The sequence below is a fragment of the Agrobacterium sp. 22-226-1 genome (assembly GCF_053522345.1).
This window is the reverse complement of sequence record NZ_JBNWCP010000009.1, coordinates 117,898-139,493: the sequence shown is the minus strand read 5'-3', so window position 1 is coordinate 139,493 and position 21,596 is coordinate 117,898. Positions and strand designations below refer to the sequence as shown.

The 21,596-nt window shown below is 60.2% G+C and carries 20 protein-coding genes; 12 read left to right on the top strand and 8 right to left on the bottom strand.

What is annotated here, in order from left to right:
- Positions 1-2 precede the first annotated feature (2 nt).
- The 4 genes from ppx to ACQZ5K_RS16840 are packed head-to-tail and all read right to left on the bottom strand — an operon-like array spanning position 3 to position 5,711.
- Positions 3-1,526: an exopolyphosphatase gene (gene ppx, locus ACQZ5K_RS16855; protein ID WP_003520777.1), complete on the bottom strand. Its 1,524-nt coding sequence runs from the start codon at positions 1,524-1,526 to the stop codon at positions 3-5.
- Positions 1,523-3,826: an RNA degradosome polyphosphate kinase gene (locus tag ACQZ5K_RS16850; RefSeq protein WP_448740906.1), complete on the bottom strand. Its 2,304-nt coding sequence runs from the start codon at positions 3,824-3,826 to the stop codon at positions 1,523-1,525. The genes ppx and ACQZ5K_RS16850 overlap by 4 nt, the downstream gene beginning before the upstream one ends.
- On the bottom strand, positions 3,823-4,551 hold the full coding sequence (gene hdaA, locus ACQZ5K_RS16845; RefSeq protein WP_080852290.1) for a DnaA regulatory inactivator HdaA: 729 nt from the start codon (positions 4,549-4,551) through the stop codon (positions 3,823-3,825). Before hdaA ends, ACQZ5K_RS16850 begins: the two co-directional genes overlap by 4 nt.
- A 2-nt stretch (positions 4,552-4,553) precedes the next feature.
- Positions 4,554-5,711 carry an AI-2E family transporter gene (locus ACQZ5K_RS16840; RefSeq protein WP_448740905.1) on the bottom strand — a complete coding sequence of 386 codons (1,158 nt, stop codon included), beginning with the start codon at positions 5,709-5,711 and terminating at the stop codon, positions 4,554-4,556.
- A 243-nt stretch (positions 5,712-5,954) separates the two neighbouring features.
- On the opposite strand from ACQZ5K_RS16840, the gene ACQZ5K_RS16835 reads away from it, so the two are divergent.
- The 4 genes from ACQZ5K_RS16835 to ACQZ5K_RS16820 all read left to right on the top strand — a co-directional run bounded on the left by ACQZ5K_RS16835 (position 5,955) and on the right by ACQZ5K_RS16820 (position 9,684).
- Entirely contained in the window at positions 5,955-6,749 is a 795-nt protein-coding gene (locus ACQZ5K_RS16835; protein WP_020811533.1) for a class I SAM-dependent DNA methyltransferase, read from the top strand.
- A gap of 123 nt (positions 6,750-6,872) precedes the next feature.
- Entirely contained in the window at positions 6,873-7,946 is a 1,074-nt protein-coding gene (gene purM / locus ACQZ5K_RS16830) for a phosphoribosylformylglycinamidine cyclo-ligase (RefSeq protein ID WP_448737578.1), read from the top strand.
- Positions 7,943-8,617, top strand: coding sequence for a phosphoribosylglycinamide formyltransferase (purN, locus tag ACQZ5K_RS16825; RefSeq protein WP_149741570.1), 675 nt, complete (start codon positions 7,943-7,945; stop codon positions 8,615-8,617). The genes purM and purN overlap by 4 nt, the downstream gene beginning before the upstream one ends.
- A gap of 131 nt (positions 8,618-8,748) precedes the next feature.
- A complete protein-coding gene (locus ACQZ5K_RS16820) occupies positions 8,749-9,684 on the top strand; it encodes an omptin family outer membrane protease (protein WP_448740904.1) in 936 nt (311 codons plus the stop codon).
- Positions 9,685-9,741: 57 nt separating this feature from the next.
- On the opposite strand, the gene ACQZ5K_RS16815 is transcribed toward ACQZ5K_RS16820, so the two are convergent.
- Positions 9,742-10,359 carry an NUDIX domain-containing protein gene (locus tag ACQZ5K_RS16815; RefSeq protein WP_080852310.1) on the bottom strand — a complete coding sequence of 206 codons (618 nt, stop codon included), beginning with the start codon at positions 10,357-10,359 and terminating at the stop codon, positions 9,742-9,744.
- Positions 10,360-10,414: 55 nt separating this feature from the next.
- Positions 10,415-12,637, bottom strand: coding sequence for a molybdopterin-containing oxidoreductase family protein (locus tag ACQZ5K_RS16810; protein WP_448740903.1), 2,223 nt, complete (start codon positions 12,635-12,637; stop codon positions 10,415-10,417).
- Positions 12,638-12,678: 41 nt separating this feature from the next.
- Between ACQZ5K_RS16810 and ACQZ5K_RS16805 the strand changes: the two genes are divergently transcribed.
- Positions 12,679-13,533, top strand: a complete 855-nt coding sequence (locus tag ACQZ5K_RS16805; protein WP_448740902.1) for a 23S rRNA (adenine(2030)-N(6))-methyltransferase RlmJ — start codon at positions 12,679-12,681, stop codon at positions 13,531-13,533.
- A 13-nt stretch (positions 13,534-13,546) separates the two neighbouring features.
- On the opposite strand, the gene ACQZ5K_RS16800 is transcribed toward ACQZ5K_RS16805, so the two are convergent.
- A complete protein-coding gene (locus tag ACQZ5K_RS16800; RefSeq protein WP_003520764.1) occupies positions 13,547-14,494 on the bottom strand; it encodes a lysylphosphatidylglycerol synthase domain-containing protein in 948 nt (315 codons plus the stop codon).
- 208 nt (positions 14,495-14,702) lie between these two features.
- Here ACQZ5K_RS16800 and ACQZ5K_RS16795 point away from each other — a divergent pair, with 208 nt between their 5' ends.
- Both ACQZ5K_RS16795 and ACQZ5K_RS16790 read left to right on the top strand, forming a co-directional pair.
- Positions 14,703-15,476 (top strand): ribonuclease T2 family protein, encoded by a 774-nt coding sequence (locus ACQZ5K_RS16795; protein WP_448740901.1) that lies wholly within the window; start codon positions 14,703-14,705, stop codon positions 15,474-15,476.
- A gap of 112 nt (positions 15,477-15,588) precedes the next feature.
- Complete coding sequence (locus ACQZ5K_RS16790; RefSeq protein WP_059752466.1) at positions 15,589-16,185, top strand: glutathione S-transferase; 597 nt, start codon at positions 15,589-15,591, stop codon at positions 16,183-16,185.
- 115 nt (positions 16,186-16,300) lie between these two features.
- On the opposite strand, the gene ACQZ5K_RS16785 is transcribed toward ACQZ5K_RS16790, so the two are convergent.
- Entirely contained in the window at positions 16,301-16,957 is a 657-nt protein-coding gene (locus ACQZ5K_RS16785) for an outer membrane protein (protein ID WP_448731783.1), read from the bottom strand.
- Positions 16,958-17,307: 350 nt separating this feature from the next.
- Here ACQZ5K_RS16785 and ACQZ5K_RS16780 point away from each other — a divergent pair, with 350 nt between their 5' ends.
- The 5 genes from ACQZ5K_RS16780 to ACQZ5K_RS16760 all read left to right on the top strand — a co-directional run bounded on the left by ACQZ5K_RS16780 (position 17,308) and on the right by ACQZ5K_RS16760 (position 21,549).
- A complete protein-coding gene (locus ACQZ5K_RS16780; protein ID WP_448740900.1) occupies positions 17,308-18,096 on the top strand; it encodes an SDR family oxidoreductase in 789 nt (262 codons plus the stop codon).
- Positions 18,093-20,144: an excinuclease ABC subunit UvrC gene (gene uvrC, locus ACQZ5K_RS16775; RefSeq protein ID WP_448740899.1), complete on the top strand. Its 2,052-nt coding sequence runs from the start codon at positions 18,093-18,095 to the stop codon at positions 20,142-20,144. Before ACQZ5K_RS16780 ends, uvrC begins: the two co-directional genes overlap by 4 nt.
- A gap of 103 nt (positions 20,145-20,247) precedes the next feature.
- On the top strand, positions 20,248-20,835 hold the full coding sequence (pgsA, locus tag ACQZ5K_RS16770) for a CDP-diacylglycerol--glycerol-3-phosphate 3-phosphatidyltransferase (RefSeq protein ID WP_059752461.1): 588 nt from the start codon (positions 20,248-20,250) through the stop codon (positions 20,833-20,835).
- Complete coding sequence (gene moaD / locus ACQZ5K_RS16765) at positions 20,835-21,089, top strand: molybdopterin converting factor subunit 1 (protein WP_059752458.1); 255 nt, start codon at positions 20,835-20,837, stop codon at positions 21,087-21,089. The genes pgsA and moaD overlap by 1 nt, the downstream gene beginning before the upstream one ends.
- A gap of 4 nt (positions 21,090-21,093) precedes the next feature.
- Positions 21,094-21,549: a molybdenum cofactor biosynthesis protein MoaE gene (locus tag ACQZ5K_RS16760; RefSeq protein WP_448740898.1), complete on the top strand. Its 456-nt coding sequence runs from the start codon at positions 21,094-21,096 to the stop codon at positions 21,547-21,549.
- Positions 21,550-21,596: the final 47 nt, after the last annotated feature.

The window sequence follows — 21,596 nt, the reverse complement described above, 5'->3', positions numbered from 1 at the left end:
CGTTATTCGAACACGAACGCCAGCCGCTTGCCCGTCAGCTTCGCCAGTTGCTGCAAACGCCCGTCCAGTCGCTCGCCGGCGAAATCGCAATAATCGTGCGGCACGACGAATTCCAGATCGAGATCGGGATTGCCGGATTTGCGGAATTTGAGGTGGTCGACGACGCCCGGCATCGAGGCCGAGAAGAGATAGACGACGCGCAGCAAGCCGCCGAGCAATTTACCAAGCTCCTGCAACCGGTCGCCCGCCATGGCGGCGAGCGGCTGTGTGGTGCCGTTGTCGTTCAGACCTTCGAAGCGATAATAATTGGCGAGCGCAATATAGGCGCGGCCGGGATGGGTGATCGCCACGAAGGAAGAATGGGCGATGATGTTGAGCGCCTGCAATCCGCGATAATCGGGATGGGCGCGCCAGCTGATATCGGCGAGAAGGCAGGCCGCCTGCCGGTAACGGCTCTCCTCTTCGGTCTCGTCAACGCCGAAGACCGGGAAGGTGCGGCCGCTCCAGTCCGCCAGTTCGCGCGCATGTTCCGGCGAGCGGGCGCGCAGAATGGCAAGTTCATCGGCGGCGACCAGCAGCGGATCGGAATCCCGTTCTTCTTCAGTCAACAGCGAATAGAGATAACCTTCGCGCACGCCCTGTGCCGAGAAGGCGATCCTGGCCGGCTTCATCATTTTCAGAACTTCGCGCATGGCGATGGCGCCGAAGGGCAGAAGCGAGCGGCGGTTCTTGGAGACCGCCTGCCAGGCCGGGTCCTTGCTATCCCGGGAGACGATGACCTCTTCGAGAAAATTCAGCATTTCCTCCAGCGGCAATTCGTAGCCCTGCATCATATGCAGCGGATAGCCCGATATCTCCATATGCAGCTTGGCGATGTTTCGCCAGGTGCCGCCCACCGCGTAAAAGGTGCGCCCCTCACCAGCCGCCAGAAGCTTGGCGAAGGATTTGACGTGTTTTCTGGCAATCGTCGCCGCTTTTTCCAGCGAGCCGTCCGACTGCTCCGACAGTCGCAGGCCGCCGAGCGGCAGGGTGATGCCCTCGCCGCAGCTCTTGCCCTTGATGTCGATGAGTTCGAGCGAACCGCCGCCGAGGTCACCGGCGATGCCGTCTGGATCATGGAAACCGCTGATCACGCCATAGGCGGAATAAAGCGCTTCCTTTTCGCCTGACAGTACCTCGATCTCGCAGCCGAGAATGGCTTCGGCCTCGCGGATGAAATCCGGGCCGTTTTCCGCCTCACGCGCCGCAGCCGTCGCCAGCACGTAGAGCTTCTGCGCCTGCGCCTGCTCGGAAAGGACATGGAAACGCCGAAGCGCCATCAGCGCCCGGCTGACGCCTTCCTCATGCATGCGGCCCGTCAGCGCCAGTCCCTTGCCAAGGCCGCACAGGACCTTTTCATTGAACAGCACCGCAGGCGCGCGGGAAAGACCTTCATATACGACGAGACGAACGGAGTTCGAACCAATATCTATGACGGAAACGGGGGCAAGGCCGGTCAGCCGCCCCTGTGCTTCTGATCGAGTCATTCAGCCTGTTTCTTGCGGGACGAAATCAACCCGGCAATCAATTTGGGCGCACTGGATTTCAAGGCTTCACCACGTCCGGAAAGGCTGGGATTGGTCATGAAATAGTGCTGCGCGTTGAACGGTTCTTCGCCTTTACGCACCTCGATGCGCCTCGACGTTCCGTCCGCAAGTATCTCGTAGCTCTGCTGGTTGTCAATGAGATTGCCCAGCATAATCTGTGAAAGAACCTGCTCATGCACGGTGGGATTGGTGAGCGGAACCAGCGTTTCCACGCGCCGATCAAGGTTGCGCGGCATCATGTCGGCCGAGCCGATATAGACCAGCGCCTTGTCCGACGGCAGGCCGAAACCATTGCCGAAGCAGAAGATGCGGCTGTGTTCGAGGAAGCGGCCGACGATGGATTTGACGCGGATATTGTCCGACAGACCGGGCACCTGCGGGCGCAGGCAGCAGATGCCGCGCACGACGAGATCGACCTCCACGCCCGCCGCACTGGCGCGATAGAGCGTATCGATGATTTCAGGATCGACCAGCGAATTCATCTTCATCCAGATCGCCGCCGGCGCGCCGCGCTTGGCATGTTCGATCTCTTCGTTGATGTGCTTCACGATGCGGGCGCGCAGCGTATAGGGCGAAACGGCGAGCTTCATGCCCTCTTCCGGCTCGCCGTAACCCGTGATGAAGTTGAAGATATTCGCCATGTCATGGGCGATCTTCGGGTTGCAGGTGAAGAAGGACAGGTCCGTATAGATCTTGGCGGTGATCGGGTGATAGTTGCCGGTGCCGAGGTGGCAATAGGTTCTGAGCTTGCCGTCCTCGCGGCGCACAACCATTGACATCTTGGCGTGGGTCTTGAGTTCGATGAAGCCGAAGACGACCTGCACGCCGGCCCGCTCCAGATCGCGCGCCCAGCGGATATTCGCCTCTTCGTCGAAACGCGCCTTCAGCTCGACCAGCGCGGTGACGGATTTACCGGCTTCGGCCGCATCGATCAGCGCACGAACGATCGGGCTGTCATTGGAGGTGCGGTAGAGCGTCTGCTTGATGGCGAGCACTTCGGGATCGCGCGCGGCCTGCAGCAGGAACTGCACGACCACGTCGAAGCTTTCATAGGGATGATGAACCACCATGTCCTTTTCGCGGATGGCGGCGAGGCAATCGCCGGCATGTTCGCGCACGCGCTCGGGGAAACGGGCGTTGTAGGGCTCGAATTTCAGGTCATCGCGCGGCGCACGGACGATTTCCGAGATGGTGTTGAGCGCGAGAAGGCCGGGCAGAACGGCGACGCGATTATCCGGCACGCCAAGCTCGTGCACCACGAACTGGCGCAGCGACTGCGGCATTTCGCTGTCGGTCTCGATGCGGATAACCGAACCGCGGCGGCGGCGTTTCAGGGCGCTTTCGAAGAAACGGACCAGATCTTCCGCCTCTTCTTCAACTTCGATATCGCTGTCGCGGATGATGCGGAACGTGCCGAATCCCCTGACGCTATAGCCGGGATAAAGCCGGTGAATGAACAGGCCGACCACATCTTCCAGCGTGATGTAACGGATGGCGTTCTTGTCATCCGGCAGGCGCACGAAACGGTCGAGCGCCGGCGGCAGGCGCAAGAGCGCCGTCATCGGCTCACGGCCGTTGACGCTGTCGAGCTGCAGACCCATGGAAAAGCCGAGATTGGGAATGAAGGGGAACGGGTGCGCCGGGTCGATGGAAAGCGGCGTCAGAACGGGGAACATGCGTTCCTCGAACTCCGTTTCCAGCCAGGTGCGGTCCGCATCCGAAAGTGCGGCCGGCCGCACGATGAAGATTTCTTCCTTGGCGAGATATTGCTGCAGAACGGCAAGCGATGCCTGCTGCTCCATCTGCAGATTGTCGATTTCCTTCAGAATATCTTCGAGCTGCTCGGCCGGCGTCTTGCCGTCCGGCGTCTTGACGGTGATCTTCTGGCGCACCTGCCCTTCGAGGCCGGCAACGCGGACCATGAAGAATTCATCGAGGTTGGCGGCCGAGATGGAGAGGAAACGCAGCCGCTCCAGCAGCGGATGATCCGTGTTCAGCGTTTCTTCAAGAACGCGGCGGTTGAACTGGAGCCAGGAGAATTCGCGGTTAATGAAACGCGCCGGGCTGTCCCACAGGCTCTCGCCTTCGGTCACCGGCTGAACCTTGTTGAAGTCTTCCTGCGCGATAGCGTCCATTCCCTGTTCCATCCCCTGACCGATTTCCGTCCCGTGATCCTGCTGCATCGCGCGATCGTCCTTCTTGCCCGTATAACAGTTTGACGACGGAACTGTGACAGTCAATCGACGTCCAGTCCGCTGCCCGCCGCTGCGTTGTCCATCGCATTGAGGACCTCCGCCACCAGCGGCCGTGTAATTCTCGTTCCACGCGAAAGCGCCAGCCGGTCGATCCGGTCCACGATCGTCTGCGCCGTATCGAGCGAACGCTCCATTCTATTGACGATGTAACCTATGAGTTTGTCATCCATGTAAAGCTGCCGGTCAGCGAAGAGTTTCACCAGCACCTGCGCCAGCAGCCCCTCGTCCGGCTCGCCGGTTTCCACCACCGTTACGGCTTTGAGGCGCGAGCGCAGATCGGGCAGCGTCACCGGCCATGCGGCCGGCCATTGCCGGCTGGTCATCAAAAGCGTGGTGCCGTGCTGGCGTACGCTGTTGATGACATGGAAGAGTTCGGTCTCGTCAAAACCGCGCCGGTCGGCGTCCTCGAAAAGAACAGGTCCCGTTTCGGCCGCACGCGCGGCATCGGAGCCCGTCTCGGGGTGAATGTCGCGCGCGTCGCTGATATTTTTCCAGATATTGGCGAGATGCGATTTTCCCGAACCCGGCGGCCCGGCCAGCACGACGACGGGCGAGCGCCAGTTCGGCCATTCATCGATGAGGCTGACGGCAGCCGCAAGCGAGGCGGAGACGAGGAGATCATCCCTGCCGGAAGCGGACTGGTGCGAGAATGCGAGCGGCAGCTGCTCGGCCTTCGACCGGGCGTTGTCGGTTTTGATTTGGTCAGTCATCGTCAGCTCTGAGAGTCAACCTTGCCGGAGGATGTTTCCCCTTCTTCCAGGGCAGGATTTGTGTCCCAGGGAAGGTTGGCGGCATGCCCGTGGTAAAGATCGCTTTCAAGATACCGCGACAGGGCGAAGCGGACAAGCACACCGACCGCCGCCGCAGCCGGCACCGCGACGAGAAGCCCGACGAAACCGAAAAGCGCACCGAAAGCAAAAAGGGCGAACATCAGCCAGACCGGATGCAGGCCGACGCTTTTGCCGACAAGCTTCGGCTGCAGGATGTTGCCTTCGATGAACTGGCCGGAAAAGAACACAACGAGCGTCAGGAACACATAGATGTAGTCCGGCCAGAACTGCACGATGGCGACGCCGACGGCGAGGATGAGGCCGACCATGGAGCCGATATAGGGAATGAAGCTGATGAGGCCTGAGAAAAGGCCGATCAGCAGACCGAAATTCAAACCCACCAGCGACAGGCCGACGGCGTAATAAACGCCGAGAATGATGCAGAGCGACCCCTGCCCGCGCACGAAACCGGCAATGGTCTTATCCATGTCGCGGGCGATCTGGCGGACGGCATGGACATAATCGCGCGGTATCCAGCTGTCGACCTTGTCGATCATCCGGTCCCAGTCGAGCAGCAGATAGAAGGCGACCACCGGCGTGACGACCAGCAGCGACATGACATCGACCAGCGATTTGCCGGAATTCCATATCTGCGTCAAAAGCGTGCCGATGAAACCGGCGCCTTCGGTCAGAAGCTTCGAAAAATTCTCCTTCACGGCGTCGATCTGGCTGCTGACCCAGTCCGGCAGGAGATTGGTGTCGGCGCCGGCAATCAGCTGCTGCAATGACGAGATATATTGCGGGATGCGCGTGATGAATTCCGAAGCCTGGGCGGCGATCAGCGGAATGATGATGATGAGCGACAGCGCGAAGAGCAGCACGAAGGAGACGAGGATGACGACGGTGGCCATCAACCGGCTGAGGCCGCGCCGTTCCAGCCAGTCGGCAACCGGGTCGAGAAAATAGGCAAGCGCCATGCCCGCCACGAAAGGCAGGAGAATGGAGCTGAAGACCATCAGGAAAAGGACAAAGACGGCAAGCACGCCGATCCAGAAAAACACCTGCCGGCGCAGGCTCGTACCGCTTACATGGGGTTGCATCCGTTCATCCTTTATCGCCGCACCGTCACCGCCCATGATGGAGATAGGATGCGCATATGCACATGGTCAAGACCGGCGCTTTCGCGCGCCGGCAGAAGGAGACTGCCCGCACAGCGGTAAAATCCCTCATTTCCGGCCAACCCCTCGCAACGGCAGGTTGACCGACGGTAAATATTAGACAACTATCAAATATTGCCGGGCGAGCCAGCGGCGCTCCTTCATGTCCGGCGGCCGGGGGGCACGATGCAGAGCACCAGTGAAAATGGCATCGCGGAATATAATGCCGGTCTCTTCGATAATCCCGAAGTTGCCGAATGGTATGACAACCAGCAGCTTTACCCGGCCGAACGCATCATTCTCGATCAGTTCCGCCATGCCTATGCGGGCAAGCGGCTGCTTGACCTTGGCGTCGGCACCGGCCGAACGACGAAGCCGCTTCTGCCGCTGGTGGGAGACTATATCGGCATTGACCGCTCGCAGCCGATGCTTGCGCTGGCGCGGCGCAATTTTCCAGCCGCCACGTTTCTCGACATGGATGTGCGGGCGATCGGCCAGTTCGGCGCGGAACGTTTCGATTGCGTGCTCGGCGCGCTCGCGATTCTAAGCGCCTTCGACCATGAGGACCGGCTTGCCATCATCCATGCCGTGCGAAGCATTCTCGCGCCCGGCGGATATTTCATCTTTTCGTTTCACAATCGCCAATGGAAGCGGGCGGGCGGCATGCCGCTGCACCGACGCTCCTGGCACCCGCGCGAGGTGGTGAATTCGCTGCATCCGCAAAGCTGGATCAACTATCTGCGACTGCAACCTTCGACACGGCGGACGCCGGAATATGCCATTCTCGCGGATCAGGCGCATCGCTGGAGCGGCCTGTTTTATTTCATCGACCTTGCCGCCCAGACCCGCCAGCTGGAAGCGGCGGGCTTTGAGATCGCCGCACGTTATGGCGAGAACGGACGGCCGATAGAGGAAAATTCCGATACGTCCAATGACGGCCTGCTCAATCTCGTCTGTCGCGCCGCGCCGCAGCCATCGTGAGCACCCAATCCGGCAAGCCCCGCCAAAGCCGTTAAAAACCGGAGCTTTTACCACTCAAACCCTTGCATCAGGCCCCGTCCCGTGCGAATGGCGACGCCAAAGGAACCAGCGGAGACGAGAGCCATGAGCCAGTCGGGCAAGAACGGTCTTACCTATAGTGATGCAGGTGTGGATATCGACGCCGGCAACCTGATGGTCGAAAAGATCAAACCGGCGGTGCGCTCGACGCGGCGTCCCGGCGCGGATGGCGAAATCGGCGGCTTCGGCGGGCTGTTCGATCTGAAAGCCGCGGGCTTCACCGATCCGGTTCTGGTGGCCGCCAATGACGGCGTCGGCACCAAGCTGAAGATCGCCATCGATGCTGACTATCACGACACCGTCGGCATCGATCTGGTCGCCATGTGCGTCAACGATCTCGTCGTCCAGGGCGCAGAACCGCTGTTCTTCCTCGACTATTTCGCGACCGGCAAGCTGGACCCCGACCAGGGTGCGGCCATCGTTTCCGGCATCGCCGCCGGCTGCCGCGAATCCGGCTGTGCGCTGATAGGCGGCGAAACCGCTGAAATGCCCGGCATGTATTCCGATGGCGATTACGATCTCGCGGGCTTTGCCGTGGGTGCGGCCGAACGCGGCCAGCTTCTGCCGGCCGGCGATATTGCCGAAGGCGACGTCATTCTCGGCCTCTCCTCCTCCGGCGTCCACTCCAACGGCTTTTCGCTGGTGCGCAAAATCGTGTCGATCTCCGGTCTCGACTGGAGCGCCCCTGCCCCCTTCGCGGACGGCAAGAAGCTCGGCGAAGCGCTGCTGACGCCGACCCGCATCTATGTGAAGCCGCTTTTGAAGGCGATCCGCGAGACCGGCGCGCTGAAGGCGCTGGCGCATATTACCGGCGGCGGTTTCCCGGAGAATATTCCGCGCGTTCTGCCCAAGCATCTCGCTGCCGAAATCGATCTCGACGCGATCAAGGTTCCCGCCGTCTTCTCGTGGCTGGCGAAAACCGGCGGCGTTGAAGCGAAAGAAATGCTGCGCACCTTCAATTGCGGCGTCGGCATGATCGTCGTCGTTTCGGCTGAAAATGCCGAAAAGGTCACCGAGGTTCTGACTGCCGAAGGTGAAACCGTCTTCCCGCTCGGCCGCATGGTCGCCCGCGAAGAAGGCGCGCATGGCACCATCTATAAGGGCGCTCTCGGCCTATGATGAGCGCCGCCTTCCCGTCCGGCCGCAAACGCGTCGTCGTTTTCATTTCCGGCAGCGGCTCCAACATGGTGTCGCTGGCCAAGGCCTGTCAGGCGGCGGATTTTCCGGCGGAAATCGTCTGCGTCATCTCGGACAAGGCGTCTGCGGGCGGGCTGGAAAAGGCACGGGGCATGGGTATTCCCACGCTGGTGTTCGAGCGCAAGACCTATGCCAGCAAGGCCGAGCATGAGGGCGCCATTCTGGCCGCACTAGGTGAAATCGCGCCCGATATCATTTGTCTCGCCGGTTACATGCGGCTGATATCGGGGGATTTCATTGCTCCCTATGAAGGGCGCATCATCAATATCCACCCTTCCCTGCTGCCGCTTTTCCCCGGCCTCAACACCCATCAGCGCGCCATCGACAGCGGCATGAAGATTTCCGGCTGCACCGTGCATTTCGTCACCGAAGGCATGGATGAAGGCCCGACCATCGCGCAGGGTGCGGTGCCGGTCATTTCCGGCGATACGGCCGAAACTCTGGCGGCGCGGATCCTGACAGTCGAGCATCAACTCTACCCGCTTACCCTGAAGCGGCTTGCAGAAGGCAAGGTTCGAATGGAAGACGGCAAGGCGGTCTCCACGGATGGCGAAAGTAAAACTGAGTATTCCAACCTCATCTCCGCCTCCTGATAAAGCTATAACTAAAGTACAAAAACAATCATAATGGTATTTTTCGGAAAATAAACCGATCGTTTACCATAATCATCTTTAATGCCCGCAACGGCCCTTATTTCGGGCCCTCCGTTCATTCAGGAGCGATTATGCCATTGTCGAGATTTTCCCTGCCGCTTTCGGCTGTTCTGCTGGCGGGCGCCAGCCTGCCCGTCGCGGCTGAGCAAAGCGGCATTACAGCCTCAGTGGATGCCGGCGTTCTCAATCTCCGCGCGACGGAAACCGTCCATATCGGTGGGAGCAAGCTGAGCGAACTCGAATGGGAAACCAAAAACGCCGTGGCATTGCGCGGCTCGCTCGGGCTTGAACTTGCGCCCGGCTGGCGCGTGAAGGCGGAAGGCCGCGTCGGCTTCGAGGGCGACGGCTACATGACCGACTATGACTGGGTCTGGCCTTTTTCCAGAGACAGCTCGAAGGACAATTGGAGCCACCGTTCCCAGCATGACGACACACGGCTCGACCATTATTTTTCGGGAAGCCTCGAACTCAATCGCATGTTGCTGGACGATCCGCAGCAATATCTCAGCGCCGGTGTGGGTTTTCGTTATACGGATGTTCAATGGTCGGCTTATGGCGGCAACGCCGTTTACAGCGTTTTCTCCCCCCGCGATTTCTCCGGCAAATTCAAGGATGGCCTCAAGGGGATCACCTATCGCCAGCAAATCCCGGTCTTCTACGGCAACCTGACGGGCGGCCAGAGGTTCGGCAACTGGTCGCTCAATCTGGGGCTCGAAGGCGGCGCCATGGTCTACGGCAAGGCGACGGACGATCACTGGCTGCGCGACATGCGCTTCACCGACAAATTCGACATCGCCGGCATGTTCGGGGTGAAGGCTGGCGTCGCCTATGACCTGACCGAGAATGCCTCAATCTATCTCGACGGCGCATATGACTATACCAGCCTCGGGCGCGGAGACACCCACTACAGCGGCGCAGGCGCCGGAAACCTGTCATCGGAAAAGAATGCCGGCGGCGGTGACTTGCAGTCGATTTTCGTGGGGATGGGTGTGAGAGGACGCTTCTGATTTCGACGGTTTTACTCGAGGTACGAGTTTATCAGATGCGCTCGAATAACCCTGCCCTCAAAGTCGGGCGCGATTTAACATCGCCCATTGCAGCAGAATGATCGTCTTGGAATCGGTGATTTCACCCGATGCGATCATCGCGAAGGCTTCATCCAGCCGGTAGGTCAGAACCTCGAGATCCTCACCCTCGTCCTCCAGTCCGCCACCGCTGCCGGCCTGCACGTCAAGATCGATGCGGGCGACGAAGAGGCTGACCTTTTCCGTCAGCGTGCCGGGGCTGGCATACATATCGAACAGATAATCGACCTTTTCGACGGCATAGCCGGATTCTTCCATCGCCTCACGGCGGATGGCGACGGCCGCGTCGTCGTCGTCGAGAAGCCCCGCCGGCACCTCGATCATGAAGCTTTGATCGCCGTTCACGAAGGCAGCGGGGCGGAACTGGCGCACCATGACCACGCTGTCGCGCTTCGGGTCATAAAGGAGAATGGCGGCGGCGCTGCCATGGTCGTGGACTTCCCGGACGATGCGGATGGTTTTGCCATCCGGCATGCGCTGGTCGAAAACGAGCTTCTGCATATGCACGAAGCCCTTCCAGACGGTTTCTTTTTCCACCAGCCGGATTCTGCCCGCATCCGTGTCGGCCGGAATGTTTTTCGCCTGCGTCTGTGTCACCGGATATGTCCTTGCCTGTCGTGGGATTTCAGCCTGCCCGTGTTGCGGCGCAATATCAAGCCTCGCGGGCCTCGTCATCGCGGCGGAGCCACACCTTGTTGTCGTGAAAAGCCGCACCGCCATAGGGGGCGACGGCATCGGCGCCGGTCAGCACATTGATGCCTTCGCCATCGAGATGCGCCCTGTTTGGCCACAGCCCTTCGGCGATCAGCACACCCGGTCTTGCACCCTCCACGATTTTCGCATGGAGCCTGACTTCGCCGCGCGCATTGCCGATGCGGACGATGTCGCCATCGGCGATGCCGTTGCCGCTCGCATCCTCGGGACAGATCATCAGTTCCGGGCGGCCTTCCTTCTGCACGGAGGTCTTGGTTTCCGCGAAGGTGGAGTTCAGGAAGTTGCGTGCTGGCGATGTCGCCAGCCGGAAAGGATGGTCACCGTCCACGGTTTCGATGACGTCGACCTGATCCGGGAACTTCGGAAATTGCGCAACAGGCCCCATCACACCGATGTTTTTCGGCGGTTTGTTCGGAGACGGTCCAGTCGCCCATTCGGGACTGAAACGGAATTTGCCATCGCCATAACCGAATCCTTCGAGATAATGCGCCACCTCGAAGGACGGCTGCGCATCGATCCACTTCTCCTCAGCCAGCGTGTCGAAATCGCCCCAGCCGCTGACTTTGAGCATACGATCAACATGATCGCGGGCCGAAAGGCCGAAGCCCGGCATATGGTCGACACCGAGGCGTTTTGCCAGTTCCTCGATGACGAAGAGATTGGTACGCACCGTTTCCGGCGGCTCCACCAGTTTGGGCCCAAGCAGAATATGGTTCTGGCCGCCGGCGCGGTAGATGTCGTCATGTTCGAGGAACATGGTGGCGGGCAGCACGATATCGGCCACATCAGCCGTCTCGGTCATGAACTGCTCATGCACGGCGACAAAGAGATCGTCGCGCAGGAAGCCCTGTTTCACCAGCCGCTGTTCGGGCGCGACATTGACGGGATTGGTGTTCTGGATGAGTAAGGCCGTCACCGGGCCGCCGTGGCGCAGCGCCTCGGCGTCCCTCGTCAGCACGCGGCCGATCTGCGACTGGTCGAGCTGACGCACCTCGGGGTCGGCGTAAGAACTGCCCATCAGCTCCGCCTTGTTGAGCCGGAAGATGTCGCCATTATTGTGGAACGCGCCGCCGCCCTCATATTGCCAGGAGCCGAGAACCGTTGCGATGGAAAGCGCCGCATGCATGGCGACCGCGCCGTTGCGCTGGCGGGCAAAACCATATCCGAGCCGGAAGAAGGTCTTCTTCGTGGTGCCGACAAGCCTTGCGAAATCCTCGATTTCGTCGACGGAAAGGCCGGTGATTTCGGATGCCCATTGCGGCGTTTTCGTCTTCAGATGCGCCTCGAGCCCGGCAGGATCGTCGGCGAAGCGCGCCATATAATCACGGTCGGCGTAACCGTCGCGGAAGGCGATGTGCATGACGGCGCATGCAAGTGCGGCATCCGTACCGGGGCGGACGACGAGGCGCATATCCGCCTGCTTCATGGTCGGATTGTCGTAGATATCGACGACGACGATCTTCGCGCCGCGTTCCTTGCGGGCTTTCACCGCGTGGGTCATGACATTGACCTGCGTGGCGACCGCATTGGTGCCCCAGATGACGACGACATCGGCCTTGGCGATCTCGCGCGGATCCGGGCCGCGCAGTGCGCCGGTGCCCATCACATAACCGGTCCAGGCCATGTTGGTGCAGATCGAACCGAAGAAACCGGAATATTTCTTGGCGTGGCGCAGGCGCTCGATGGAGTCCCGCTGCACCTGCCCCATGGTGCCGGCGTAGAAATAGGGCCAGATGGCCTCAGTACCATGCTGCGCCTCGGCCTTGACGAAAGCGTCCGCCACCTCGTCCAGAGCCGCTTCCCAGGAAATCTCCTGCCAGTCGCCGGCACCCTTCGCACCCCTGCGGCGCTTCGGGGTCAGAAGACGGCCGGGATGATAAATGCGTTCGGAGTAACGCGCCACCTTGGCGCAGATCACGCCGGCGGTGTAAGTATTGGCGTTAGCCCCGCGCACGCGGCCGATGCGGCCATCGGCATTGATGTCGACCTCGAGCGCACAGGCGCTCGGACAGTCATGCGGACAGACCGTGTGTCCGATACGGACTTCGGACTTCGGGGCGGCTTTTTCAGCGGAAATCGGGGTCGCAACGTTCATGTCTTTTGTATATTGCATCAACGATGCGGCAAAAAGGCCGAAGTGACGTCCATCAAGAATATTCATCCTGACCATTCATCCGGATAAACGGCAAGCGAGACACATCCATGAACTACCGCCACATCTATCACGCCGGCAATTTCGCGGATGTCCTCAAACATGCCGTTCTCGCCCGCCTCGTGCGCTACCTGCAGAACAAGGACAAGGCCTTTCGCGTGCTGGACACCCATGCCGGCATCGGGCTTTACGACCTGACCTCGGAAGAGGCGCAGAAGACCGGCGAATGGCAGACCGGTATCGGCAAGCTGATGGAGGCCGATCTGCCTGCCCCCATCGCCGAACTGCTTGAGCCCTATCTTGACGCCGTGAAGGAACTCAATCCGGAAGGTGGCGTGAAATTCTACCCCGGCTCACCGAAACTCGCGCGCATGCTGTTTCGCCCGCAGGACCGGCTTTCGGCCATGGAACTGCATCCGGATGACAGTCGGGCGCTCGCACGCCTGTTCGAAGGGGACTACCAGGTGCGTGTCACCGAGCTGGATGGCTGGCTGTCGCTCGGCGCGCATCTGCCGCCGAAGGAAAAGCGCGGCCTCATCCTCGTCGATCCGCCTTTCGAGCTTGAGAATGAATATCAGCGTCTGGCCGACGGCTTGAACAAGGCCTATCGGCGTTTTTCCACCGGCACCTATTGCCTGTGGTATCCCCTGAAGAAAGGCGCTCCGATCAAGGACTTCCACGAGCGGCTGCAATCCTTCGACATTCCGAAGATGCTGTGCGCGGAACTTTCCGTCAGAAGCGACCGGCTGGATGGCCTGAGCGGCTCCGGCCTCATCATCGTCAATCCGCCCTATACGCTGAAGGACGAGTTGCACACGCTGCTGCCCTACCTGAAGACAACGCTGGCGCAGGACAGGTTCGCCTCGCAGCGCGCCTTCTGGCTGCGCGGCGAGGAAAAATCGTAAGAGATTTGAGGGGCTATCTCAGCCCTTCCCGCCTCTGCGCCTGCGCAAGCTGTGACCGTTCGAAGAACAGGATCACGAACAGGGCCATGATGAAGGGAATGATGAGGTAGAACAGCCTGAAGACCAGAAGCGCCGCGATGACATCCGCCGGGTTCATGTCCGGCAGGCCGGTGACGAAGACCAGCTCCAGCACCCCCAGGCCGCCCGGCGCATGCGAGATGAGCGCCGCCGAGAAGGAAACCAGAAATATGCCGAGAATGACCATATAACCGGGATTTCCGGCTTCTGGCAGCGCGAAATAGATGATGCCCGCCGCGCCGATCAGCTCAATCGGGCCGATGACGAGTTGCTGCGCAACAAGCTTCGGCGCGGGGTACGGCAGCACGAAGGAACCGATTTTCAGGGGTTTCAGCCTGAGCAGGCTGCCAAGAATATAGAGGCCGACGAAAAGGAGCAGCAGCACGCCTGTCGTGGTGGAGGCTTCGACGGGCAGAATGCCGGTAAACCGTTCGGTGATGTCAGGCTCGTAAAGCAGCACCAGCCCGATGAGCATGATCGTGCCGATGAGGAAGGTGAAGGAGCAGAGGCCAACGAGCACGCCCACTTCCGCCACACTCAGCCCCTTGGACGTATAGGCCCGATATCGCACCACGGCGCCGGAGAATACCGAGGCCCCGACATTGTGGGACAGCGCATAGGTGGTGAAAGAGGTGAGCGTGATGAAGAACCAGTTCACTTTGCGGCCAAGATGCTGCAACGCGATGCGGTCGTAACCGGCGAGCGCGGCATAGGCCAGCAGGGTTGCAAGGCCCGAACACAGCCAGTCCCGCACGCGAATGGCTTTCAGACTGTCCCAGAGATCATCGAGCGACAGGCCGCGCAGTTCGTGAAAGAGCAACCATGCGGAAAAACCGATCGTCGCGAAGCCAACGACGGGCCAGATATATTTCTTGAATTTCATGCGGTCATGCCCGCCTATTTCCTCCAGCCTCACCCCAGCCCTGTTCCGTCTTTTGCGGAAGATTCGTTCGACTTTATTCGTTATGCGGCAAAGCTTTCAACCTTTTCATCAAAGATTGGCGGTTTGCCCCGTTCACAAGTTGATGTAAGACCGGATCGTCGCCCGCCGGCGATGTGAGGTCGTCCACTTTCCGGAGAACGTACACGGAATGAAGCGTTATGCCGGTTTCATCGCCCTGGGCCTTCTGTCGCTCGGCGCATTGTGGTTCGCGCGGGAAAATCCGGCTCCGACCGAACCCGCCGGCAACCGGCAGACACAATCCCAATCGCAGGCCGCCGGTAATTCCCGGTTGGACGCTCCAGGGCGCGACGTTTCCCGACAGGAGACGGGCAAGAACCCTGCGCCGCGCGGAAACGGGTTCGATTTTTACGTGCTGTCTCTCTCCTGGTCACCGGCGTTCTGCGCCAGTTCCGAAGGGTCGGGCAACCGCCAGCAATGCGGCAGCGACAGGCGTTACGGTTTCGTGGTGCATGGGCTATGGCCGCAGAACGAAAACGGCTATCCGGAATTCTGCCAGAGCGGCGAGCCCGACCGTGTTCCGGACGCGATCGGCCGCACCATGTTCGACATCATGCCGTCCATGGGCCTGATCGGCCACCAGTGGCGCAAGCACGGCTCCTGCTCCGGCCTGTCGCAGAGGGACTATTTCTCGGCGACACGGGCCGCATTCGAAGCCATCCGACTGCCGGGAAAGATCGCCTCGGGCGCCGAAGCCGCCACTCTCTCCGCCGACGCCATCGAAACCGCCTTCACCGACGCCAATCCCGGCCTGTCGAAACGCGGCATCTCCATCAGCTGCGACGGCAGGCGCCTTGAGGAAGTGCGCATCTGCCTCAACAGGGACATGAGATTCCGCGACTGCCCCGAGCTTGACCGCAAGGGCTGCCGCGCCAACGCCACGGAAATCATTCCCATTCGCTAGAGCGCGTCGAATGCGCTCTATTTCTCGTCTCTACACATTTTCCAGACATAAAACCGCTATGCAGTTTTATTGACTATTCCAGTCCCCAGACGACAACCCACAGGACCCGACCATGGAACTGCTCTACTCGCCCGCCTCCCCCTACTCCGCCAAGGTACGTATGGCCGCGCGCCATCTCGGCATCGACATTACCTCCGTGCGTGTCGATACCAGTGCCGAGCCCGCAACGCTGATGGACAACAATCCGCTCGGCAAGATTCCGGTCCTGCTTCTGGATGAAGGCGGCTCGGTCTATGACAGCGTGGCGATCATGCATTATCTCGACCGTCTTTCGGGCGGCAAGCTCTACCCGAAAAAGAACGGCAAGCGCACGGATGTGGAAATTCTCGAAGCGCTGTGCGACGGCATCATGGATTGCCTGCTCGCCATCGTTTACGAGCGTCGTTTTCGCCCGGAAGACAAGATCCACCAGCCATGGATCGACAAGCAGTGGAGCAAGGTGGTCCGCGGGCTTGATTATCTCAACACCAACCTGCCGAAAACCGGCAAGAAGCTGCATGGCGGCCATTTTGCCCTTGCCGCGATGATCGGTTATCTCGACCTGCGCTTCGCCGGCGAATGGGCAGAAGGACGCGATGCGCTGGCCGGGTGGCCGGAAACCTTCGGCAAGCGTTTCGAAGCCTATGCGGAGATGAAGGCCGCCGCCTAAGACTTTGACACGAACAGTGCCCGGCCTGATCGCCGGGCATTATTCTGGCCCTATGCCGCAAAACAAAAAAGCCGGGGCGTGAACCCCGGCCTTTCTTTTACCGATCCCAAAAGGATCAGAACTTGACGCCGATACCGGCCTTGACGGAGTGATCGTCGAAACCACGCGAGAACGCGCCGGAGTCGAGACCGTAGTCCTTCTTCTGGTAATCGCTGTAGCGATATTCCAGACGAGCGGTGATGTTGTCGGTCACCATGGCTTCTACACCGGCACCGACGGTGTAACCGAGGGCGGTGGCGCTGTCCTTGGAGGTCGCGTCACGTACCTTGTTGTCGGAGACAGCAAGACCGGCCGTACCGTAGAGCAGGAACGGGTTCATGTCGTAACCGACGCGGCCACGCAACGAGCCGTTGACGCCCTGCTTGCCTTCGATGGCGTTACCTGCAACCGTACCGGCAGAACCGCGCTCGTCACCGAGGTTGACGTCGGCTTCCGCACCGTAAACCAGCTGGCCGTTCTGCCAGTTGTAACCGCCGTAGAGACCGCCGCCAGCGCCCTTGGCGTCACGACCGTCGTTGCTGGAGCTGAAACGGCCCCAATCGTAGTTGACCGTACCACCGAGGTACGCACCGGACCAATCCTTGACCGGCGCGGGCTGGTCGTAGGACACCGGTGCCTGCGGCACTTCATTTACGGCGTCAGCGGCGTGAGCAGCCGAAAAGCCGGCGGCCGCCATGGTCGAAGCCATAAGGGTTGCTACGAAAATACGCATGCTATTCTCCTTTCAGGACCGCTCTGTACTCAAAACTATTGTTCTCAGACGCGGTGTAAACTCGTCGGGTTAATCGCCCCTCTGGAAACTGAATTTGATAGGAGAATGCGGAGATCAAAGAGCCAAAATGTGAATTGTTTGGGGCAGCGACGTGACTAGAATTAGACGTTGCCTAATTGCCACAAGGGGTTTATTAACCCTAACAGAAGCCTAACCAGCAATAGATCGCCTTTAAACTTAGTTATATTCAAATTAAACCGAAATTGCATTGTGAATAAAAAATCGCCCAATTCTTTTGGGGCCGATGGACAGCTTGCGATTTGCATTTATATCCAGCAAATAGGACGGATATGAGCAAATGTAGGTCAGCCGTGAAAGAAAATATACAAAAGACAGTCTTGATAACGGGAGCCGCCCGGCGGCTCGGGCGGGCAATCGCCACCGATCTGGCCGCCCATGGCTTCGCCATCGCCGTCCATGCCAATGCATCCATGGTCCGCGCCGAGGAATTCGCTAACGAAATAAGGCAGAAAGGTGGCAAAGCCGTTGCCGTTCAGGCGGATCTGACACAATCCGGCCCTGCTTCGGGGCTCATCGAACAGGCTGCGTCAGCGCTGGGGCCTATCGGCGTCGTTATCAACAATGCGTCGGTTTTTCTGGACGACTCGGCGGACAAGCCCGATCCGGCGATCTTCGACGCACATTTCGCCGTGCATGTGCGGGCGCCCTCCCTCATCGCCGCCGCCTTTGTCGAACAACTGCCCGCGGATGAATCCGGGCTGATCGTCAATATCATCGACCAGCGCGTGCTTGCGCTCACGCCACGGTTTTATTCCTATACGCTTTCGAAATCGGCGCTCTGGACGGCCACGCGGACGATGGCGCAGAGCTTTGCGCCGCGTGTGCGGGTCAACGCCATCGGGCCGGGTCCCACCTTCAAAAGCGAAAGACAGGCGCCCGAGGACTTTCAGGCGCAGATCGACGGCCTTATATTAAAGCGTGGTCCCGCACCGGACGAGTTCGGGCGGACGATTCGCTTTCTTTTCGACACGCCGTCGGTCACCGGACAAATGATCGCGCTCGACGGCGGCCAGCATCTTGGCTGGGAAACCCCTGACGTGGCGGAGATAAATGAATGAACGGAAAGAAGCTGCCTGATGGCGGTATTCTCTTCGATGAAACCGACGATGAAGACGACGATGCAAACCTTGCCGCGACCGATGCGGCCGAGGCATCGAACGACGTTGCCGGCATGGACTGGAATGCGGGCTGGAAGAACGAATCCGGCCTGAAGGGCATGGATCTGATCGGCGAATTCGTCAAACACCTGCCGAATGCGCCGGGCGTCTATCGCATGTTCAACGAGGCGAACGACGTTCTTTATGTCGGCAAGGCGCGCTCGCTGAAGAAGCGTGTCGGCAACTACGCGCAGGGCCGCGTGCATTCCAACCGCATTGCCCAGATGGTGCGGCTGACCGCCCATATGGAATTCGTCACCACCCGCACGGAGACCGAAGCGCTTCTTCTGGAAGCGAATCTCATCAAGCGCTTGCGGCCGCGCTTTAATGTGCTTTTGCGCGACGACAAGTCTTTTCCCTATATTCTCATTACCGCAGACAACCGCGCGCCGGCGATTTTCAAACACCGTGGGGCGCGGGCACGCAAGGGCGATTATTTCGGCCCCTTTGCGTCGGCCGGCGCAGTCGGGCGCACCATCAATTCGCTGCAACGCGCCTTTTTGATCCGCACCTGCACCGACAGTGTGTTCGAAACCCGCACGCGTCCCTGTCTTCTTTACCAGATCAAGCGCTGTTCCGGCCCCTGCACGCATGAGATCAGCGATCAGGGGTATGAAGAGCTCGTCAAGGAAGCCAAGGATTTCCTGTCCGGCAAGAGCCAGAGCGTCAAGACCGCGATTGCGCGGCAGATGAACGAGGCGGCCGAGGACCTCGATTTCGAGCGCGCCGCCGTCTATCGTGACCGGCTGGCCGCGCTTTCGCATGTCCAGAGCCATCAGGGCATTAACCCAGCCGGCATTGAGGAAGCGGATGTCTTCGCCATCCACCATGAAGGCGGCATTTCCTGCATTCAGGTGTTCTTTTTCCGCACCGGCCAGAACTGGGGCAACCGCGCCTATTTCCCGAAGGCCGACCCTTCCCTGCCCGGCTCGGAAATCCTCAATGCATTCCTGGCGCAGTTTTACGACGACAAGCCGGTGCCGAAGCAAATCCTGCTTTCCGAAACGGTGGAGGAGCAGGAGCTGCTGGCCGCAGCACTTGGGGAAAAGGCTGGGCACAAGGTTACCATCAGCGTGCCGCAGCGCGGCGAGAAGAAGGACATCACCGACCATGTGCTCGCCAATGCCCGCGAGGCGCATGGCCGCAAGCTGGCGGAAACCTCGTCTCAGGCGCGGCTGCTGAAGGGCTTTGCGGAAACCTTCGGTCTTTCCTATGTGCCGCGCCGGATCGAGATTTACGATAACTCCCATATCATGGGCACCAATGCCGTCGGCGGCATGGTGGTGGCGGGGCCGGAAGGTTTCGTGAAGAACCAGTACCGCAAGTTCAACATCAAATCGACCGACATCACCCCCGGTGACGACTTCGGCATGATGCGCGAGGTGATGACCCGTCGCTTCTCGCGCCTGTTGAAGGAAGAGGGTAAGCCCGACCGTGGGCAGACGCAGACGCCAACGCCGGAGGAAGCCGCCGATATGCCCTTCCCCGCCTGGCCCGATGTGATCCTGATCGATGGCGGTCAGGGCCAGATGACGGCGGTACGGGCCATTCTCGACGAACTCGGCATTCGCGACTGTGTGACCGCCATCGGCGTCGCCAAGGGTGTGGACCGCGAGGCGGGCCGCGAACGCTTCTTTGCGGATGGGCGCAGCGATTTTTCGCTGCCGCCGCGCGATCCCGTGCTCTATTTCATTCAGCGCATGCGCGACGAAGCGCACCGCTTCGCCATCGGCTCGCACCGGGCGCGGCGCAAGAAGGAAATGGTGCGCAATCCGCTCGACGAAATCTCGGGAATCGGTCCGGGCCGCAAGCGCTCCCTGCTGCAGCATTTCGGCACGGCCAAGGCGGTTTCCCGCGCCGGTCTCAACGATCTGATGGCTGTCAGCGGCATTTCGGAGACGGTTGCGCGGCAAATCTACAATCACTTCCACGAGAGCGGCGGCGATTGATGCCGCGCCGTCGTGGCGAACTGCTAAAAAAACATAATCACATGTTGACGCTATGCCCTGGCGGCGGCATCAAGGCAGCTAATCTTAGACTGACAGGTTTCCCATGGCTTCGCGCGCATACAGCATTCCCAACCTACTCACCTATGGCCGCATCCTCGCGGTTCCTGTCATCGTTTTGTGCTTTTTCATCGAAGGGAAACTGGAAAGCTCGGATTTCGCGCGCTGGACGGCATTATGGCTGTTCATCATCGCCTCGCTGACCGATTTCCTCGATGGTTATCTGGCACGTATCTGGAACCAGACGTCGAATATCGGCCGCATGCTGGACCCGATCGCCGACAAGCTGCTGGTCGCCTCGGTGCTGCTTCTGATGGCGGCGGACGGCACCATTGCCGGCTGGTCGCTCTGGGCGGCCATCACCATTCTCTGCCGCGAAATTCTGGTCTCGGGCCTGCGCGAATATCTGGCGGCGCTGAAGGTCAGCGTTCCCGTCACCCGCATCGCCAAATGGAAAACCACCATCCAGATGGTCGCCATCGCCTTCCTGCTTGCGGGTCCTGCGGGCGACAAGGTTCTGCCCTACACGACCGAAATGGGCATTACCCTGCTGTGGATCGCGGCGGCGCTGACCATGTATACCGGCTATGATTACTTCAAGGCTGGCCTGAAGCACATCGTGGACGAAGACTGATGACACGGATCGTTTATTTCGCCTGGGTTCGCGAGAAGATCGGCACGGACGAGGAAGAGCTGGACATCCCCTCCTCCGTCACCACCGCCGGCGAGCTGATCGTCTGGCTTGCGACGCGCGGCGAGAATTACGAAGCTGCCTTCGAATTCCCCAATGTGATCCGCGTCGCCGTCAATCAGGAACATGTCGAGCATGATGAAAGCATCGTCGGCGCGCGCGAGATCGGCATCTTCCCGCCGATGACGGGGGGATGAGCGGATGCAGCCGACGGTCCGCGTGCAGGCAGAGGATTTCGACGCTGCGGAAGAAACCCGCCGGCTGACGGAAGGTGACAGGAGCATCGGCGCGGTCGTGGCCTTCACCGGGCTCTGTCGGGATGATGGCGGCACGCTTGCGGCGCTGGAGCTTGAACACTATCCCGGCATGGCGGAGGCGGAAATAACCCGCATCGCCAAACTTGCCATGGAGCGTTTCGGCCTTCTCGGCCTCACCGCCATCCACCGCCACGGCAAGATCGCCACCGGCGAAAATATCGTCCTCGTCATCGCAGCTTCATCGCATCGACAGGCCGCCTTCGATGGCGCCAATTTCGTGATGGACTACTTGAAGACATCCGCCCCGTTCTGGAAAAAGGAACATGGCAAGGATGGCTCGGCGGGCGACTGGGTTGCGGCAAAGACAACCGACGACGCGGCGAAGGACAAGTGGCGATAGAGCATTTCCAGGAAAAGTGGAGCCCGGTTTTCCGTCCGGAAATGCAA

What these genes read in the sequence shown, in the direction of transcription:
- ACQZ5K_RS16805 (WP_448740902.1), top strand. Translation starts at nt 12,679, where the DNA reads ATGAACTACCGCCACATCTATCACGCCGGCAATTTCGCGGATGTCCTC.
- ACQZ5K_RS16790 (WP_059752466.1), top strand. Translation starts at nt 15,589, where the DNA reads ATGGAACTGCTCTACTCGCCCGCCTCCCCCTACTCCGCCAAGGTACGT.
- ACQZ5K_RS16785 (WP_448731783.1), bottom strand. Translation starts at nt 16,957, where the DNA reads ATGCGTATTTTCGTAGCAACCCTTATGGCTTCGACCATGGCGGCCGCC.
- moaD (WP_059752458.1), top strand. Translation starts at nt 20,835, where the DNA reads ATGACACGGATCGTTTATTTCGCCTGGGTTCGCGAGAAGATCGGCACG.
- uvrC (WP_448740899.1), top strand. Translation starts at nt 18,093, where the DNA reads ATGAACGGAAAGAAGCTGCCTGATGGCGGTATTCTCTTCGATGAAACC.
- ACQZ5K_RS16810 (WP_448740903.1), bottom strand. Translation starts at nt 12,637, where the DNA reads ATGAATATTCTTGATGGACGTCACTTCGGCCTTTTTGCCGCATCGTTG.
- ACQZ5K_RS16780 (WP_448740900.1), top strand. Translation starts at nt 17,308, where the DNA reads ATGAGCAAATGTAGGTCAGCCGTGAAAGAAAATATACAAAAGACAGTC.
- ACQZ5K_RS16795 (WP_448740901.1), top strand. Translation starts at nt 14,703, where the DNA reads ATGAAGCGTTATGCCGGTTTCATCGCCCTGGGCCTTCTGTCGCTCGGC.
- ppx (WP_003520777.1), bottom strand. Translation starts at nt 1,526, where the DNA reads ATGACTCGATCAGAAGCACAGGGGCGGCTGACCGGCCTTGCCCCCGTT.
- ACQZ5K_RS16820 (WP_448740904.1), top strand. Translation starts at nt 8,749, where the DNA reads ATGCCATTGTCGAGATTTTCCCTGCCGCTTTCGGCTGTTCTGCTGGCG.
- ACQZ5K_RS16835 (WP_020811533.1), top strand. Translation starts at nt 5,955, where the DNA reads ATGCAGAGCACCAGTGAAAATGGCATCGCGGAATATAATGCCGGTCTC.
- purM (WP_448737578.1), top strand. Translation starts at nt 6,873, where the DNA reads ATGAGCCAGTCGGGCAAGAACGGTCTTACCTATAGTGATGCAGGTGTG.
- hdaA (WP_080852290.1), bottom strand. Translation starts at nt 4,551, where the DNA reads ATGACTGACCAAATCAAAACCGACAACGCCCGGTCGAAGGCCGAGCAG.
- ACQZ5K_RS16840 (WP_448740905.1), bottom strand. Translation starts at nt 5,711, where the DNA reads ATGCAACCCCATGTAAGCGGTACGAGCCTGCGCCGGCAGGTGTTTTTC.
- ACQZ5K_RS16760 (WP_448740898.1), top strand. Translation starts at nt 21,094, where the DNA reads ATGCAGCCGACGGTCCGCGTGCAGGCAGAGGATTTCGACGCTGCGGAA.
- pgsA (WP_059752461.1), top strand. Translation starts at nt 20,248, where the DNA reads ATGGCTTCGCGCGCATACAGCATTCCCAACCTACTCACCTATGGCCGC.
- purN (WP_149741570.1), top strand. Translation starts at nt 7,943, where the DNA reads ATGATGAGCGCCGCCTTCCCGTCCGGCCGCAAACGCGTCGTCGTTTTC.
- ACQZ5K_RS16800 (WP_003520764.1), bottom strand. Translation starts at nt 14,494, where the DNA reads ATGAAATTCAAGAAATATATCTGGCCCGTCGTTGGCTTCGCGACGATC.